The organism is Achromobacter sp. K91 (genome assembly GCF_003576205.1).
Classification (GTDB): Bacteria; Pseudomonadota; Gammaproteobacteria; order Burkholderiales; family Burkholderiaceae_B; genus Achromobacter; species Achromobacter aegrifaciens.
On record NZ_QWFB01000034.1, the window covers coordinates 98,792 to 114,877 of the forward strand.

Sequence of the window (16,086 nt, forward strand, 5' to 3'; positions counted from 1 at the left end):
GCCTGACGCCGATTTGTGGCGCCGCAGCCGCTATCATTGCCACCTATGACTTCCAACGCCTCTACCCCCATTCGTACCCGTTTCGCGCCCTCGCCCACGGGTTTCCTGCATCTGGGCGGCGCCCGCACGGCGCTGTTCTCCTGGGCCTTCGCGCGCCACCACCAAGGCACCTTCGTGCTGCGCATCGAAGACACGGACGTCGAACGCTCCACGCCGGAAGCGGTGCAGGCCATCCTGGACAGCATGGACTGGCTGGGCATGCAGCCCGATGAAGGCCCCTTCTACCAGATGCAGCGCATGGACCGCTACCGCGAGGTGGTCGCGCAGATGCTGGCCGCCGGCACCGCATACCACTGCTACAGCTCGCCCGAGGAAGTGGAAGCCATGCGCGAAGCCGCCCGCGCCCGCGGCGACAAGCCGCGCTACGACGGCACCTGGCGTCCCGAACCCGGCAAGACCCTGCCGGCCATCCCGGAAGGCCGCAAGCCCGTGGTGCGCTTCAAGAACCCGCAGGAAGGCGCGACCTCCTGGAACGACATGGTCAAGGGCACGATCAGCTTCGACAACACCGAACTCGACGACCTGATCATCGCGCGCCCGGACGGCACGCCCACCTACAACTTCTGCGTCGTGGTCGACGACTGGGACATGGGCATCACCCACGTGCTGCGCGGCGACGACCACGTCAATAACACCCCGCGCCAGATCAACATCCTGCGCGCGCTGGGCGCCACGCTGCCCGAATACGGCCACGTGCCCATGATCCTGGGTCCGGACGGCGAAAAGCTGTCCAAGCGCCACGGCGCCGTCAACGTCATGGAGTACGACAACGAAGGCTATCTGCCGGAAGCCATGGTCAACTACCTGGCGCGCCTGGGCTGGAGCCACGGCGACGACGAACTCTTCTCGCGCGACCAGCTGGTGTCGTGGTTCGACACCAAGCACCTGTCCAAGTCGGCCTCGCAGTGGGATCCGAAGAAGCTGAACTGGGTCAACGCCCACTACATCAAGCAGATGGACAACGCCGAACTGGCCGAGCGCGTGGCGCCGCGCGTGGCGAACCGCGGCGGCCATCCGGAAAAGATCGACCTGCCGGGCGTCATGGGCCTCTTGAAGGACCGCGCTGAAACGCTGGAGCAACTGGCCGACGGCGCCATGCTGTTCTGCGCCGAGTTCAAGGGCGCGCCCGCCGAGCTGGCCGAACAACACCTGACCGCGCCTGCGCGCGAAGCGCTGGCCGACTTCGCCCAGCGCGCCCAGGACGCGGACTGGACCCGCGAAGCCCTGTCCGCCCTGATCAAGGCCGTGCTGGCCGATCGCGGCATGAAGATGCCGCAACTGGCCATTCCCCTGCGCGTCGCCGTCACCGGTCAGACCCAGACCCCGGCCGTGGACGCCGTGCTGGCCCTGCTGGGCAAGCAGACGGTGCTCAAGCGCCTGGCTGCGATCTAAGCGCCTGTCCCAAAAACACCGCGGGCCTTGCTCATCCTGGAATGAGCAAGGCCCGCGGTGTTTTCAGCCGTTCCTTCAGGCTTGCTGGATGGCCGCGCGCGCCTTCAATGCGCGCGCGAAGAACGCGCCCAGCAAGGGCAACAGCGCCGCCGAGCCGCCAAACAACGCGGCAGGCCCGATCTCATCGACCACCGCGCCCGCCAAGGCCACGCCCGCCGCCTGGCCCATGAACAGGCAGGACGCGAACCACGCGACGGCCGTGCCGCGCGCCGACGGCACCATCTGCGTCGCATTCGTCTGCAACGTGGCATGCAGCAGGTAGTAGCCGAAACCCGCCAGCACGCTGGCCAGCAAGCTCCACATCCAAACCGGACCTAGCAAATACGACAGGAACGCCACGCCCAGCACCAGTCCGCCGGCGATCGCCAGCCCGCGTTCCCCCAGGCGTTTCAGGATGCGGCCGGCAACCACCGTATAAAGCAAGCCGCCGACGGCATACACGGCCACCAGCGCGCCCGCGGCGGTCAGAGAGATACCGAAGCGTTCATGCAGGTAGGAAGGCGCAAAGGCCAGGGCGCCGAACACCAGCAGGCCTTCGACGAATACCGTCGCCAGCACGATGCGCGCCCAGGGCGTACTCAACACCAGCCGCGCCTGCGCCACGAAGCCCTGGCGCGCCGCGCCGGGATCCACCTGGCCCTGGCCCGAGACCTGCTGGCGCCGCACTTCCAGCAACAGCAGCACGCCCACTATCAGATAGCCGCAGACCAGCGCGGCGAACGCCCAGCGCCAGCCCACGGTGTCGGCAAACAGGCCGCCAGCCAGTTGGCCGGCCGACATGCCGAGGATGGTGCCGGTCAGGAAACGCGCCAGGGTGGCCTGGCGGCGTTCGTAGGGCACGTTGTCGCCGATCCAGGCCATCGACAACGGCACGATGCCCGCCCCCGCGGCGCCGGAGAGGACGCGGCAGAACACCAGCACGTCCAGCGACCCGGCAACCACGGCGCCGGCGCTGCCCAGCGCGCAGGCAAAGGTCGCGATGCTGACGACGCGGTACTTGCCGTAGCGGTCGCCCAGGGGCCCGAAGAACATCTGCAACACGCCGTAGGCCACGGCGAACGCGGTCACGGCGCGCGCGGCCTGGCCTGTAGTGGTGCCGAATTCCGCCGCCAGCTGCGGCAACATGGGATCACAAATGCGGAAGGCGCTGGCGCTGACGAAAGCGGCCAGGGCAAGCAGCGCGATGGCGCGCGCTTCGGAGGACAAGGCAGGCATGGATGACCGGCTGCGGGCGATGGGTGAAGACCGCACCTTACCGCAGCCCGGCCATCTTGGCTTTGCCGCGGGGCGGAATGTCCGTCCCGCGCAACGCTCAATAAGGCAGGCGGTAGCCCGTGGGCATGCGGCGCGCGGTCATGACCTGGCCGCCGTTTTTCAGCTCGCGCATCGTCAGGCGGGTCTTCTCGACCTTTTCGACGCGGTAGCGGTTCAGGTAGATCGGATCGTTGGCGTCCACCAGTTCGCCAGCGGACTTGGTGGTCTGCATCGTGTAGATGCCGTCCGCCACGCTCCAGCAGCCGGTCTCGCGCAACGCGGGACGCGTCTTGCGGCCGATCTTCAGCAGGGATTCATAGGCCATGGTGCCATCGGCGGACAGCACGATCAGCGATTGCAGATCGCCGCTGACATCGCGCGGGCGGCTGTTCGACAGCCAGGTGCCTATCATGGGATCGCCGGCCTTGGCGGGCACGCAGGCCACCGGCTTGGGCGGTTCCGCGGGCTGGGCCTCGGTGATGGTGGCGGGCTTTCTGGCGGCGCAGCCGGCCAGGATCAGAACGGCGCAGGCGACGCCCGCCGTACGCAAATACACACTGCTCATGACTTCCTCAACACGTCTGTCGACGCGCCGCACCGAGCACCCCGGCGCGTCCCTCGCGCAGCAAACATCACGCACTCTAAAGAGCCGTTTGCGAAGAATCAACGGCGATCCGCGACCAGTGCAATTGCGCAACAGTAGGCCCCGGAATTGGCCTGTTTTATGGCCGCAAATCGCAAAAATGCGTTGGTTTCAAGCGACAGTGCGGCCGCGTTTCGCAGCCTTCGCGCGCAGCATTTCCTCCATGCGCGCGGCAGCCGGAGACAGGCTGCGGCCGGCCAGCCGGGTGATGCCCAGTTCACGCTCGATGCGCGGGGCGGATAGCGGCACGAAGGCGAGTCCGCGTGAGTCCGGCGGCACGCCCAGCCGCGCCAGCACCGTGACGCCGACGCCGCGTTCCAGCATGGCCAGAAGCGACATCATGTTGGACACGAAGACCTGCCGGTCCAGCATGAAGGCCGCCTGCGGATAGCCGGCAAGCTGGCGATGGGCGATGGTGCCGACCAGAGGCAGGTCCTCGATCTCGCGCCAGGTCACCGATTTGCGCCTGGCCAGCGGATGGCCGCGATGGCAGACCAGGCCGAAGGCGTCACGCAGCAAAGGCTCGAACGACAGTCGCCGGTCCTGCGACACCGGACTGCACACGCCCAGCTCCGCCTCCCCTGCCAGCACCATGCGCTCCACGCCTTCCGAGTTGTCGTCGAACAGGCGCAACGCCACCGCCGGATAGCGTTCGCGGTACGTCGCCACCAGTTCCGGCAACCAGTGCGTGGCCACGGTGGCGACGGACGCCATGGTCAAGGTGCCGGCCTCGTTGCTTGCCAGCCCCGACAGCGCGCCCGCCACGCGGTCGTGGTGCTGCACCAGTTCACGCGCCAGCGGCAGGCAATCCTGCCCGAATCGCGTAAGCGTGCCACGGTTGCCCGGCTCGAACAGCGGCTGCCCCAGGCGCTGCTCCATCTCGCGGATGGACAGCGACAACGCCGGCTGTGAGCGGAAGGCCCGCGCCGCGGCCGCGCGGAAGCTGCGCAGCTCGGCCACCAGCAGGAAGTGGCGGTAGTGCGTGATGGAAATCTCGGGCAAGGGGCGCATGGCTGGCCTCGATTAGTGAAACTTATCCAATCATATGAAAAATAAAGTTTTCTGATAGGTCGGCCGCACCTAAGATGGCCGCACCATGAATGCCGACTCGCTGCTCCCGCCTCTTTCCACCCGCGCCGACCCGCTGGATTTCAACCGCGTCGACCAATTGCCCGCGCATCCCGCCGGCCAGGGCCGCCTGATAGTCGGCGCCGATCCTCGGGACGACAGGCCAGGCCTGCTGTTCGTGCCCGGCGCTTACCACGGCGCCTGGTGCTATGCGCACTATCTGGATTTCTTCGCCCGCGCCGGCCTCGCCTGCGCGGCGCTGGATCTGCGCGGCCACGGCGCCCTGCCCCAGGACGCGGCGTTTGCGTCGGTTGGCATCGCCGACCTGGGCCAGGATGTCGTCAGCGCGCTGGACGCGCTGGCTCGTCCCACGGTCGTCATCGGCCACAGCATGGGCGCGCTGCCCGCGCTGCTGGGCGCCAGCCAGCGGACGGTGGCGGGCGTGGTCCTGCTGGCGCCGTCGCCGCCCGGCGACCTGCCCGGCGCGCAAGCGCTGCCCCCTGTCCCCGAAGGCCTGCCGCGCAGCGCGCCGAACGACGCCGAAATCCGCGCGCGCTTTCTGGCGACCTCGCCAGACCGCAACGTCGCCTCGGTATCGCGGCGCCTGTGCCCCGAAAGTCCGGAGGTGCTCAACGACCGTTATCTGCTGCGCGTGCCCGTCGACGCCGCCGCCATCCACGCTCCCGGCCTGTGCCTGGAAGCCGGCCTGGACACGCATGACCGCCATCCGCCAGGCCAGGATCTGGCGATCGCGCACCGCTTCGGTTTTTCACACGCCGTGCTTGCCGGCCAACCGCATTGCATGATGTACGCGGACCAATGGCAAGTCAGCGCCGCCGCCATCCTGGATTGGCACCGCAGCCAATTCGGCTGATCGCCCCCCAATACCAACGACAACAACGACAACGACGCGCAATCGCGCCATCAGGAGACAAGCATGTCCATTCCCCGTTCCCTCCGTCCGGCCCTGATCGGCGCCGGCCTGCTGCTGGCCGCGGCCTCGCACGCCGCCGGCTGGCCCGAGAAACCCGTGACCCTCATCGTGCCGTCCGCCGCCGGCGGCGCGGCCGACCTCACCGCGCGCACCCTGGCGCAATACCTGGGCGAAAAGACCGGCCAGACCGTGGTGGTCGAGGACCGTCCCGGCGCCGGCGGCATCGTCGGCACCAACGCCGCAAAGAACGCCGCGGCGGACGGCTATACCTTCCTGCTGTCCACCAACTCCACCCACTCGGCCAACCAGTTCCTCTACAAGAGCCTGCCCTACGACGCGCAGAAGGACTTCCGCCAGGTCGGCATGCTGGGCACCTTCGGCACGGTCGGCGTGGTGTCGCCCGACAGCCCGTACCGCACGGTGCCCGACCTGGTCGCCTATGCCAAGCAGCATCCCGGACAGGTCTTCTTCGGCTACTACAGCTCGTCCTCGCAAGTGCCGTCCGAACTGTTGAAGCAGCGCGCCGGCATCGAGATCACCGGCGCTGCCTACAAGAACATCACGCAGATCATCACCGACCTGCGCGGCAAGCAGATCAACTTCGCCTTCGTCGACTACCTGACCGCAATGGGCCAGATCGACGGCAAGGGGCTCATCCCCATTGCCGTCACCGGCGCCCAGCCGCATGCGGCCTGGCCCAGCGTGCCGACCATGGCCACCTACTATCCGGATTTCGTCGTTGCCGGCTGGCTCGGCCTGTCGGCCCCGGCAGGCACGCCGCAGGACATCGTGGAAAAGATGAACGCCCACATGCAGGCGGCGGTGAAGGACGAAGCGACTGCGAAGAAGCTGCGCGCCCTGGGCCTGACGCCGGAATCGATGGACGTGGCGCGCTTCGATGCCTTTGTGAAGGAAGACACCGCGCGCTGGAAGGAATGGATCCGGATCTCGGGCATCCAACCCCAATAAATTCGCGGCCCTCCCTATATCTATATAGAGAGGGCCCGTTTTATCTACAGCGGCAGGCGCTGCTCGTGCTTGATTTCGCGCAGCGCGACGATGGTGCGCGTCTGCCGTATGCCCGGCATGTTGAACAGGAAGCGGTGCAGGAAACGGTCATAGGCCTCCGGGCTTTCGACCAGGATCTTCAGCAGGAAGTCCGAATCCCCCGTCACCGCGTAGCACTCCAGGATTTCGGGCGCGTCGCGCACCGAGCGCTCGAAGTTTTCGACCGTATTGGCGGAGTGCCGTTCCAGGCTGATCTGCGCGAACATGCAGCCCAGCCCCACCTTGCTGCGGTCCACCTGGGCGCTATAGCCCTGGATCACCCCGCTGGCCTCCATCGCCTTCACCCGCCGCCACACCGGCGCGGCCGACAGCCCCACCTTCTCTGAAAGCTGCTGCGCCGAGGCCCGGCCGTCCTCCTGCAAGGCCTTGAGGATGCCGATATCGGTCTTGTCCATCGCTTAGTCTCCTGGTTTTTATCGAACACGAAACGTTCATTGCGAATTATAGGGATAGCACGATCCAAAAACGCAATAAACCTGATGGCTCGCGAACCTATCATGGTGCCGAAACCAGGAGTATTCACCATGGACGGTACCCCCGCCGCCGAACCCCAGCTGGACCTCGAGTACCAGCTCGCCGACAACCTCACCCGCAGCTCCGGCCGCATCTTCATGACCGGCACCCAGGCGCTGGTGCGCATCATGCTCACCCAAGCCCGGATGGACCGCGAACGCGGCCTGAACACGGCCGGCTTCGTCTCGGGCTACCGCGGCTCGCCGCTGGGCGGCGTGGACATGGCCATGTGGAAGGCGCAAAAGGCGCTGGACGCCAACCAGATCACCTTCCTGCCCGCCATCAACGAAGACATGGCGGCCACCGCGGTCATGGGCACCCAGCAGGCCGGCGTGCGCGCCGACCGCAACGTCGATGGCGTCTATGCCATGTGGTACGGCAAGGGCCCCGGCGTGGATCGCGCCGGCGACGCGCTGCATCATGGCAACGCGGCGGGCGCATCGCGCAACGGCGGCGTGCTGGTGGTGGTGGGCGACGACCACACCGCCGTCTCGTCCTCCATCCCGCACTCCAGCGAGGCCTCGCTGATCGGCTGGCAGATGCCCATCGTGCATCCCGCCTCCATCGACGAATACGAAACCTTCGCGCTGTGGGGCTGGGCCCTGTCGCGCTACTCGGGCACCTGGGTCGCCTTCAAGGCCGTGTCCGAAACCATCGAATGCGGGCATTCCTTTGTTCCCGCCCCTGCCCAGCGCTACGACATGCCGGCGGATCCGGACATGCCGCCCGAATCGCTGGAATATTCCGCGCGCGACTTCCTGTCGCTGGCGATCGAAACGCGCATGAACCTGCGCATGAAGGCCGTGGCCGCATTCGCGCGCCGCCACAGCATCGACCGCCTGACCTGTCCGGCGCCCAAGGCCACTGTCGGCATCGTCACGGTGGGCAAGGCGCACCTGGACACCATGGAAGCGCTGTCGCGCCTGGGCGTGGACACCGTCACCGCCAACGCGCCGGTGCGCATCTACAAGCCCGGCCTGACCTGGCCGCTGGATAGCGAACGTCTGCTGGAATTCGCGCGCGGCCTCTCGCACATCCTGGTGATCGAGGAAAAGGGCGCCGTGGTCGAAAGCCAGATCAAGGACCTGCTGTTCAACCTGCCGGACCGCCCCACCGTCATCGGCAAGAAAGGCTTCGACGGCGAAGCGCTGGTGCCCTCGGCCGGCCAGCTGCGCCCTTCCCTGCTGGCGCAGCCGCTGGCCAGCTGGCTCAGCCGCGCCGCCGGCCTGCCGCTGGCGGCGGACCTGTCCGCATTCGCGTGCCAGGCGCCGTTGTCCAACGATGCCGACGGCATGCGCCGCCGCCCCTATTTCTGTTCGGGCTGCCCGCACAGCACCTCGACCAAGGTGCCCGAAGGCAGCCAGGCCCTGTCGGGCGTGGGCTGCCACTACATGGCCGCCTGGATGGACCGCGACACCGGCGGCCTGACGCAGATGGGCGGCGAAGGCGTGGACTGGATCGGCCTGTCGCGCTACACCAAGATGCCGCACATCTTCCAGAACATGGGAGAAGGCACCTATTACCACTCCGGCTATCTCGCCATCCGCCAGGCCGTGGCCGCCAAGGCCAACATCACCTACAAGATCCTGTTCAACGACGCCACGGCCATGACGGGCGGCCAACCCATCGACGGCCCGATCTCGGTGCCCAGCATCTGCCAGCAACTGCGCGGCGAGAACGTGGCCCGCATCGTCGTCACCACCGACGAACCCGAAAAGTACCAAGGCGTGGACCTGGGCGCCGGCATCAAGGTGCACCACCGCCGCGAACTGGACGCGCTGCAGCGCGAGCTGCGCGAGATCCCCGGCGTGACCGTGCTGATCCATGACCAGACCTGCGCCGCTGAAAAGCGCCGCCGCCGCAAGAAGAACCAATTTCCCGACCCGGCGCGCCGCATGCTGATCAACAGCGCCGTCTGCGAAGGCTGCGGCGACTGCGGCGTGCAATCGAACTGCCTGTCGGTGGTGCCGCTGGAAACGCCCTATGGCCGCAAGCGCGCCATCGACCAGTCCAGCTGCAACAAGGACTATTCCTGCGCCGAAGGCTTCTGCCCCAGCTTCGTCTCCGTGATGGGCGGCAAGCCCAAGAAGAGCGCGGCGCCCAAGGCCGACCAGGAACGCCTGCAGAAATTGATCGCGCAATTGCCCCTGCCGGCCATGCCCGCGCTGGACCATCCCTATCGCCTGCTGGTCGCCGGCATGGGCGGCACCGGCGTCATCACCATCGGCGCCATCGTGTCGATGGCGGCGCATCTGGAAGGCCTGTCCGCCGCGGTGCTGGACCTGACCGGCCTGGCGCAGAAAGGCGGCACGGTCGTCAGCCACATCCGCCTGGCGCCTGCCGGCGCGCCTGCCGGCCCGGTACGCCTGGACTGGCAGCAGGCCGACGCCGCGATCCTGTGCGACCCGGTCGCCTCCGTGGCGCCGGACTCGCTGGGCGCGCTGCGCCGCGGCCACACCCAGGTCACGGTCAACAGCTACGTGGCCCCGGTCTCCGACTTCACCCGCAACCCGGACGCGGCCATGCGGCCCGAAGCGCTGCTGGCCAAGATCCGCCACGCCGCGGGCGAATCCAACACCGTCGCGATCGACGCGCACGAGGCCGCGCTGGCGCTATTCGGCGACAGCATCCTGTCCAATATGTTCATGCTGGGCTATGCCTGGCAGCGCGGCGGCGTGCCGCTGTCGCAGGCCGCAATCAACCGCGCCATCGAACTCAACGGCGTGGCCGTGGCCGCCAACCGGGCTGCCTTCGACAGCGGCCGTCTGGCAGCGCACCAGCCCGACGCGCTGGAAGGCGCGCTGCGCCCGCGCGCCCAGGTCGTGCAACTGCACGTGCCCGAATCGTTCGAACGCGCCGTCGCCCGCCGCATCGAAGACCTGACCGCCTATCAAAACGCCGACTACGCCCGCCAGTTCCAGGACGTGGTCGAGGCCGTCGCGGCGCGCGAACGCGAATTGGCGCCCGACGCCAAGACGCCGCGCCTGGCGCTCGCTGTCGCGCGCGGCCTCTTCAAGCTCATGGCCTACAAGGACGAGTACGAAGTCGCGCGGCTCTACACGGGCGCCTCCTTCCAGGCGCAGTTGCAGGGCCAGTTCGAAGGCGACTACAGCCTGCGCTTTCACATGGCCCCGCCCATCTTCGCCCGCAAGGACCCGCGCACCGGCGTGCCGCGCAAGATGACGCTGGGCCCGCGCACCATGACCGCGCTGAAAATGCTGACGCGCCTGAAGGGCCTGCGCGGCACCTGGTTCGATCCCTTCGGCCACACCGCCGAACGCAAGATGGAACGGGCGCTGGTGCGCGAGTACCGCCAGACCATAGACCAGTTGCTCGCAGGGTTGACCCGCGACAAGCTGGCTCAAGCGGCTACAATCGCCGGCCTTGCAGAAACCATCCGCGGCTTCGGTCACGTGAAGGCTGCAAACGTCGAGAAGTATCGGACGGAGTTGGGCCGCTTGATGCAAACCTATACGGCGCCTGCCCCGCGCGATATGCCCCTGCGGAAGACCGCATAAACATTCGCTCCGAGCGGCACCTTCCTGGGCGCGCCTTGCTGGGCGCGCCTAGTGCATTTGGTAACAACCTTTTGTGAACTTCGTCTTATTTTTTTCTTGTCCCTGTCGTACTCGATCACTAGAATTAGTGTCCAACGAGGGGTGCTACACTATATGTTGTGGTCGCTTAAGAGCTGATTCCCGTCGGCCACGCCTTTTGGACTAAGCCGTCCTAGCGTTACGACCCCCTCAAAAGATCCGATTTTGTACCTGACATGACGCCGTCATGTCGCTATCTACGCGCTTTTCGCACAGGAGCTTCCATGCAGACTACGATCGCCTCTGTGACCCGGCCCTCGGCCGTGCCGCCCTCCCAAACCGATTCCCCTGCCGACCCCAATGGCGGGCAATGGGCCAGCTACAACATCATTCGCCGCAATGGCTCGGTGGTCGGGTTCGAACCCAACAAGATCGCCATCGCCATGACCAAGGCCTTCCTGGCCGTCAACGGCGGCCAGGGCGCGGCCTCCGCGCGCGTGCGTGAGCTGGTCGAGAACCTGACCGGCCAGGCCGTCAACGCGCTGGTGCGCAACCGCCCCAACGGCGGCACCTTCCATATTGAAGACATCCAGGACCAGGTCGAACTGGCCCTGATGCGCTCGGGCGAACACGACGTCGCCCGCGCCTACGTGCTGTACCGCGAAAAGCGCACGCAGGAACGCGCTGCCGCCGCTGCCGCCGCCGCCGACAACCAGGAAAAGGCCGCCGCCCCGCAGGAACACGTGTTGAACGTGACCGACGCCGGCGTGCGCCGCCCGCTGGATCTGGCTGAGCTGCGCGCCACCATCGAAGCCGCCGGCGAAGGCCTGGCCGAATTCATCGACACGGAAGCGATCCTGAAGGAAACGGTCAAGAACCTCTACGACGGCATCCCCGTCGACGAAGTGTTCAAGTCCGCCATCCTGTCCGCGCGCGCGCTGGTCGAAAAGGACCCGGCCTACAGCCAGGTCACCGCCCGTCTGCTGCTGCACACGATCCGCAAGGAAGTGCTGGGCGAAGAAGTCTCGCAGGACGGCATGGCCGCCCGCTACGCCGAGTACTTCCCCACCTTCATCGCCCGCGGCATCGAAGGCGGCCTGCTGTCGCCCGATCTGGCCAGCTATGACCTAACCAAGCTGGGCCACGCCCTGAACGCCAAGCGCGACCTGCAATTCGGCTACCTCGGCCTGCAGACCCTGTACGACCGCTACTTCCTGCACATCCGCGGCACGCGCATCGAACTGCCGCAGGTGTTCTTCATGCGCGTGGCCATGGGCCTGGCGCTGCGCGAGACCGACCGCGAAGCCCGCGCCATCGAGTTCTACGAGATCCTGTCCTCGTTCGACTTCATGAGCTCGACGCCGACGCTGTTCAACTCGGGCACGCTGCACTCGCAGCTGTCGTCATGCTACCTGACCACCGTCTCCGACGACCTGGAAGGCATCTACGACGCCATCAAGGAAAACGCACTGCTGGCCAAGTACGCCGGCGGCCTGGGCAACGACTGGACCCCGGTGCGCGCGCTGCGCAGCCACATCAAGGGCACCAACGGCGAAAGCCAGGGCGTCGTGCCGTTCCTGAAGGTCGTCAACGACACCGCCGTCGCGGTCAACCAGGGCGGCAAGCGCAAGGGCGCTGTCTGCACGTACCTGGAATCGTGGCACCTGGACATCGAAGAATTCCTGGAACTGCGCAAGAACACCGGCGACGAGCGCCGCCGCACGCACGACATGAACACGGCGAACTGGATTCCCGACTTGTTCATGAAGCGCGTCATGGAAGGCGGCGAGTGGACGCTGTTCTCGCCGTCCGACTGCCCCGACCTGCACGACAAGTACGGCCGCGCCTTTGAAGAAGCCTACGTGGGCTACGAAGCGCGCGTCGCCAGCGGCGAGCTCAAGCTCTTCAAGAAGATGCCGGCGCTGAACCTGTGGCGCAAGATGCTGTCGATGCTGTTCGAAACCGGCCACCCCTGGATCACGTTCAAGGATCCTTGCAACATCCGTTCGCCGCAGCAGCACGTCGGCGTCGTGCACAGCTCGAACCTGTGCACCGAGATCACGCTGAACACCAACGAATCCGAAATCGCGGTGTGCAACCTGGGTTCCGTGAACCTGGTCGCGCACATGAAGCCGGCTGCCGGCGGCGGTTTCGAACTCGACCACGACAAGATCAAGCGCACGGTCAGCATCGCCATGCGCATGCTCGACAACGTGATCGACATCAACTACTACGCCGTCGACAAGGCCCGCAATTCCAACGCGCGCCATCGTCCGGTGGGCATGGGCATCATGGGCTTCCAGGACTGCCTGCAGATGATGCGCGTGCCTTACGCATCGCAGTCCGCTGTCGAATTCGCCGACCGTTCGATGGAAGCCGTGTGCTATCACGCGTACTGGGCCTCGAGCCTGCTCGCTGAAGAGCGCGGCCGTTATCAATCGTATGAAGGCTCGTTGTGGTCGCGTGGCATCTTGCCGCAAGACACGTTGAAGATGCTGCGCGATGAACGCGGTGGTCACGTTGAAGTTGATGAGTCGAGCACGCTCGATTGGGATACGTTGCGCGCGCGCATCAAACAACATGGCATGCGCAACTCCAATTGCATCGCAATCGCCCCAACCGCGACTATTTCCAATATCATTGGTGTATCTGCGTGCATCGAACCCACTTTCCAGAACTTGTACGTCAAATCGAATCTCTCCGGCGAGTTCACGGTCGTTAACGATTACCTCGTGCGTGACCTGAAGAAACTCGGTCTCTGGGACGAAGTCATGGTCGCCGACCTCAAGTACTTCGACGGCAGCCTGTCCCGCATCGATCGCGTACCTTCCGAACTCCGCGACCTCTACGCCACCGCGTTCGAAGTCGAACCGAGCTGGCTGGTTGAATGCGCGTCGCGCCGCCAGAAGTGGATCGATCAAGCACAGTCGCTGAACATCTACATGTCGGGCGCGTCGGGCAAGAAGCTGGACGACACCTACAAGCTGGCCTGGAAGCGCGGCCTGAAGACGACCTACTACCTGCGTACGCTTGGCGCCACCAGCGCCGAGAAGTCCACGGGACGCGGCGGCGAATTGAACGCCGTCTCGGCGGGCGCACCGTCCGCTGGTCCTGCTGTCGCTGCTGCACCTGTTTTGCCGGAACCCGAAGTTCTCGGGGCGGTTTGCACCATGCGGCCGGGCGACCCCGGCTTCGAAGAGTGCGAAGCCTGCCAATAACCGCCTCCGGAGAATGAATCATGATTAATTGGGAAGACGACACCATCGCCACGCAACCTGCACAATCGCCCGCACCCGCGGCGGGCGGGCAGGCTGCGCCCGCAGTCCGGGCGGCGACCGGTGTTTTCGGCGACACCGCCATGCCGACGCCTGCCGCGCCTGAACACGCGGCTGGCCTGGCCGCCAGCGGCTCCGCCACCTCGCAACGCGTGAAGGTTGCCGACAAGCGCATCATCAACGGCCAGACCGACGTCAATCAGCTCGTGCCCTTCAAGTACAAGTGGGCATGGGAGAAGTACCTGGCGACTTGCGCCAACCACTGGATGCCGCAAGAGATCAACATGTCGCGCGACATCGCCCTCTGGAAGAACCCGAACGGGCTCACCGAGGACGAGCGCCGCATCGTCAAGCGCAACCTGGGTTTCTTCGTCACCGCCGACTCGCTGGCCGCGAACAACATCGTGCTGGGCACCTACCGCCACATCACGGCGCCCGAGTGCCGCCAGTTCCTGCTGCGCCAGGCGTTTGAAGAAGCGATCCACACGCACGCCTATCAATACATCGTCGAAAGCCTGGACCTGGACGAAGCGGAGATCTTCAACGCTTACAACGAAGTGCCGTCCATCCGCGCCAAGGACGAGTTCCTGATCCCGTTCATCGACGCGATCGCGGACCCCAACTTCAAGACGGGCACCCCCGAAGCCGACCAGACGCTGCTGAAGTCGCTGATCGTCTTCGCTTGCCTGATGGAAGGCCTGTTCTTCTACGTTGGCTTCACGCAGATCCTGGCGCTGGGCCGCCAGAACAAGATGACCGGCGCCGCCGAGCAGTACATGTACATCCTGCGCGATGAATCCATGCACTGCAATTTCGGCATCGACCTGATCAACACCGTCAAACTGGAAAATCCGCATCTGTGGACGCCGGAATTCCGCGAAGAAATTCGAGAACTCTTCCGCAAAGCGGTCGAACTCGAATACGCTTACGCCGAAGACACGATGCCGCGCGGCGTGTTGGGCTTGAACGCACCTATGTTCAAATCCTACCTGCGCTTCATCGCCAACCGTCGTTGCCAGCAAATCGGTATCGAACCGCTGTACCCGCAGGAAGAAAATCCCTTCCCGTGGATGGCGGAAATGATCGATCTTAAGAAGGAACGCAACTTTTTTGAAACTCGCGTGATCGAATACCAAACCGGTGGCACGCTGAGCTGGGAGTAAAAGCAGTACGTCATCAGGCCCGGCGCGGGCACGCTCCAGATGCAAGGAGCGTCGCGTTCGCGACAGGCTTGATGATGTTCTCCCTGGTCAGGGTGTTTTGCCGCCGGGCCGCCCCAAGGCAAAACGCGCCCCCTCGGGGGGCAGCAAGCCGAAGGCGCGGCGTGGGGGCAATCGAACACACGTAGAACAAGCGGTCGGCGGCCTGTGATCAGGTCGTCTACCGGCGCCATTTGAAATGGCTCGCGCCAAAGGAGCGGGGGCCATATCAAATGGCTGTGCCGAATTCATTAGCGCAAACCGTAGTAGCTGTTGCTCGCACAGAACAGCGGCTTGCGCCGATGAATAGCCCGGGCACGATGCGCCTTGTTGGCGGATCGGGGCACGGGTTTAAGTTCTGGGACCCCTGAACCTAAGGAGCATGACCATGGCAACAGCCAAGAAAGCCGTAAAGAAAGCGGTGAAGAAGCCCGCCGCCAAGAAGGCAGTAGCGAAGAAGGCCGCACCGGCCAAGAAAGCTGCCGTCAAGAAGGTAGCCGTCAAGAAAGTCGCTGCCAAGAAGCCGGCAGTGAAGAAGGTTGCCGCCAAGAAGCCGGCAGTCAAGAAGGTCGCCGCCAAGAAAGCGGTAGCCAAGAAGGCCGTCGCCAAGAAAGCGGTAGCCAAGAAAGCGGTAGCCAAGAAGGTTGTCGCCAAGAAGGCCGTGGCCAAGAAAGCTGTCGCCAAGAAGGCGGTTGCCAAGAAAGCCGTAGCCAAGAAGGTCGTCGCCAAGAAGGCCGTCGCCAAGAAAGCGGTAGCCAAGAAGGCCGTCGCCAAAAAGGCTCCTGCTGCCAAGAAGGCGGTTGCCAAGAAGGCCGTAGCCAAGAAGGCGCCTGCCGCCAAGAAGGCTGTTGCCAAGAAGGCCCCCGCTGCCAAGAAGGCTCCTGCTGCAGCCAAGCCTGCTGCTGCCAAGAAGCCTGCTGCCGCCAAGAAGCCCGCTGCGAAGAAAGCCGCTCCGAAGAAGCCCGCAACGCCGCCGTCCACGGCTGCTGCTCCGGGCGCGAAGACCGCGCTGAACCCCGCCGCGTCGTGGCCGTTCCCGACGGGTGGCCGTCCTTAATCCGGACGGTTCGAAGCACTAGCTTCG

The 16,086-nt window shown here is 65.5% G+C and carries 11 protein-coding genes; 7 read left to right on the top strand and 4 right to left on the bottom strand.

The annotated features are described in order from the left end of the window. Positions 1 to 45 precede the first annotated feature (45 nt). The gene (gene gltX, locus DXK93_RS17495) at positions 46 to 1,452 is read left to right on the top strand and encodes a glutamate--tRNA ligase (protein WP_054458359.1); all 1,407 of its coding nucleotides are present in this window, start codon (positions 46 to 48) and stop codon (positions 1,450 to 1,452) included. Between the two features lie 75 nt (positions 1,453 to 1,527). On the opposite strand, the gene DXK93_RS17500 is transcribed toward gltX, so the two are convergent. The 3 genes from DXK93_RS17500 to DXK93_RS17510 all read right to left on the bottom strand — a co-directional run bounded on the left by DXK93_RS17500 (position 1,528) and on the right by DXK93_RS17510 (position 4,420). Next, on the bottom strand, positions 1,528 to 2,727 hold the full coding sequence (locus DXK93_RS17500) for an MFS transporter (protein WP_119450710.1): 1,200 nt from the start codon (positions 2,725 to 2,727) through the stop codon (positions 1,528 to 1,530). A gap of 97 nt (positions 2,728 to 2,824) precedes the next feature. Beyond that, a complete protein-coding gene (locus DXK93_RS17505; protein ID WP_054458355.1) occupies positions 2,825 to 3,331 on the bottom strand; it encodes a hypothetical protein in 507 nt (168 codons plus the stop codon). 189 nt (positions 3,332 to 3,520) lie between these two features. After that, positions 3,521 to 4,420 (bottom strand): LysR family transcriptional regulator, encoded by a 900-nt coding sequence (locus DXK93_RS17510; RefSeq protein ID WP_054458353.1) that lies wholly within the window; start codon positions 4,418 to 4,420, stop codon positions 3,521 to 3,523. An 85-nt stretch (positions 4,421 to 4,505) separates the two neighbouring features. Here DXK93_RS17510 and DXK93_RS17515 point away from each other — a divergent pair, with 85 nt between their 5' ends. Together DXK93_RS17515 and DXK93_RS17520 are read left to right on the top strand one after the other, a co-directional pair. Beyond that, complete coding sequence (locus DXK93_RS17515; RefSeq protein ID WP_119450711.1) at positions 4,506 to 5,351, top strand: alpha/beta hydrolase; 846 nt, start codon at positions 4,506 to 4,508, stop codon at positions 5,349 to 5,351. 63 nt (positions 5,352 to 5,414) lie between these two features. Next, positions 5,415 to 6,380 carry a tripartite tricarboxylate transporter substrate binding protein gene (locus DXK93_RS17520; protein WP_054458547.1) on the top strand — a complete coding sequence of 322 codons (966 nt, stop codon included), beginning with the start codon at positions 5,415 to 5,417 and terminating at the stop codon, positions 6,378 to 6,380. A gap of 44 nt (positions 6,381 to 6,424) precedes the next feature. Here DXK93_RS17520 and DXK93_RS17525 read toward each other — a convergent pair whose 3' ends face one another. Continuing rightward, positions 6,425 to 6,874 (bottom strand): Lrp/AsnC family transcriptional regulator, encoded by a 450-nt coding sequence (locus DXK93_RS17525; protein ID WP_008159001.1) that lies wholly within the window; start codon positions 6,872 to 6,874, stop codon positions 6,425 to 6,427. 129 nt (positions 6,875 to 7,003) lie between these two features. On the opposite strand from DXK93_RS17525, the gene DXK93_RS17530 reads away from it, so the two are divergent. The 4 genes from DXK93_RS17530 (at position 7,004) to DXK93_RS17545 (ending at position 16,059) form a co-directional block, all read left to right on the top strand. Beyond that, positions 7,004 to 10,510, top strand: a complete 3,507-nt coding sequence (locus tag DXK93_RS17530; RefSeq protein WP_119450712.1) for an indolepyruvate ferredoxin oxidoreductase family protein — start codon at positions 7,004 to 7,006, stop codon at positions 10,508 to 10,510. Positions 10,511 to 10,812: 302 nt separating this feature from the next. Further along, positions 10,813 to 13,746 (top strand): ribonucleoside-diphosphate reductase subunit alpha, encoded by a 2,934-nt coding sequence (locus tag DXK93_RS17535; RefSeq protein WP_054458348.1) that lies wholly within the window; start codon positions 10,813 to 10,815, stop codon positions 13,744 to 13,746. Positions 13,747 to 13,766: 20 nt separating this feature from the next. Further along, positions 13,767 to 14,966, top strand: a complete 1,200-nt coding sequence (locus tag DXK93_RS17540) for a ribonucleotide-diphosphate reductase subunit beta (protein WP_054458346.1) — start codon at positions 13,767 to 13,769, stop codon at positions 14,964 to 14,966. A gap of 424 nt (positions 14,967 to 15,390) precedes the next feature. After that, positions 15,391 to 16,059, top strand: a complete 669-nt coding sequence (locus tag DXK93_RS17545) for a histone H1-like DNA-binding protein (protein ID WP_054458344.1) — start codon at positions 15,391 to 15,393, stop codon at positions 16,057 to 16,059. Positions 16,060 to 16,086: the final 27 nt, after the last annotated feature.

Bases quoted from the DNA above. Each gene is read 5' to 3' on its own strand.
- DXK93_RS17545 (WP_054458344.1), top strand. From the start codon at position 15,391: ATGGCAACAGCCAAGAAAGCCGTAAAGAAAGCGGTGAAGAAGCCCGCC.
- DXK93_RS17500 (WP_119450710.1), bottom strand. From the start codon at position 2,727: ATGCCTGCCTTGTCCTCCGAAGCGCGCGCCATCGCGCTGCTTGCCCTG.
- DXK93_RS17525 (WP_008159001.1), bottom strand. From the start codon at position 6,874: ATGGACAAGACCGATATCGGCATCCTCAAGGCCTTGCAGGAGGACGGC.
- DXK93_RS17515 (WP_119450711.1), top strand. From the start codon at position 4,506: ATGAATGCCGACTCGCTGCTCCCGCCTCTTTCCACCCGCGCCGACCCG.
- DXK93_RS17505 (WP_054458355.1), bottom strand. From the start codon at position 3,331: ATGAGCAGTGTGTATTTGCGTACGGCGGGCGTCGCCTGCGCCGTTCTG.
- DXK93_RS17520 (WP_054458547.1), top strand. From the start codon at position 5,415: ATGTCCATTCCCCGTTCCCTCCGTCCGGCCCTGATCGGCGCCGGCCTG.
- DXK93_RS17530 (WP_119450712.1), top strand. From the start codon at position 7,004: ATGGACGGTACCCCCGCCGCCGAACCCCAGCTGGACCTCGAGTACCAG.
- gltX (WP_054458359.1), top strand. From the start codon at position 46: ATGACTTCCAACGCCTCTACCCCCATTCGTACCCGTTTCGCGCCCTCG.
- DXK93_RS17540 (WP_054458346.1), top strand. From the start codon at position 13,767: ATGATTAATTGGGAAGACGACACCATCGCCACGCAACCTGCACAATCG.
- DXK93_RS17510 (WP_054458353.1), bottom strand. From the start codon at position 4,420: ATGCGCCCCTTGCCCGAGATTTCCATCACGCACTACCGCCACTTCCTG.
- DXK93_RS17535 (WP_054458348.1), top strand. From the start codon at position 10,813: ATGCAGACTACGATCGCCTCTGTGACCCGGCCCTCGGCCGTGCCGCCC.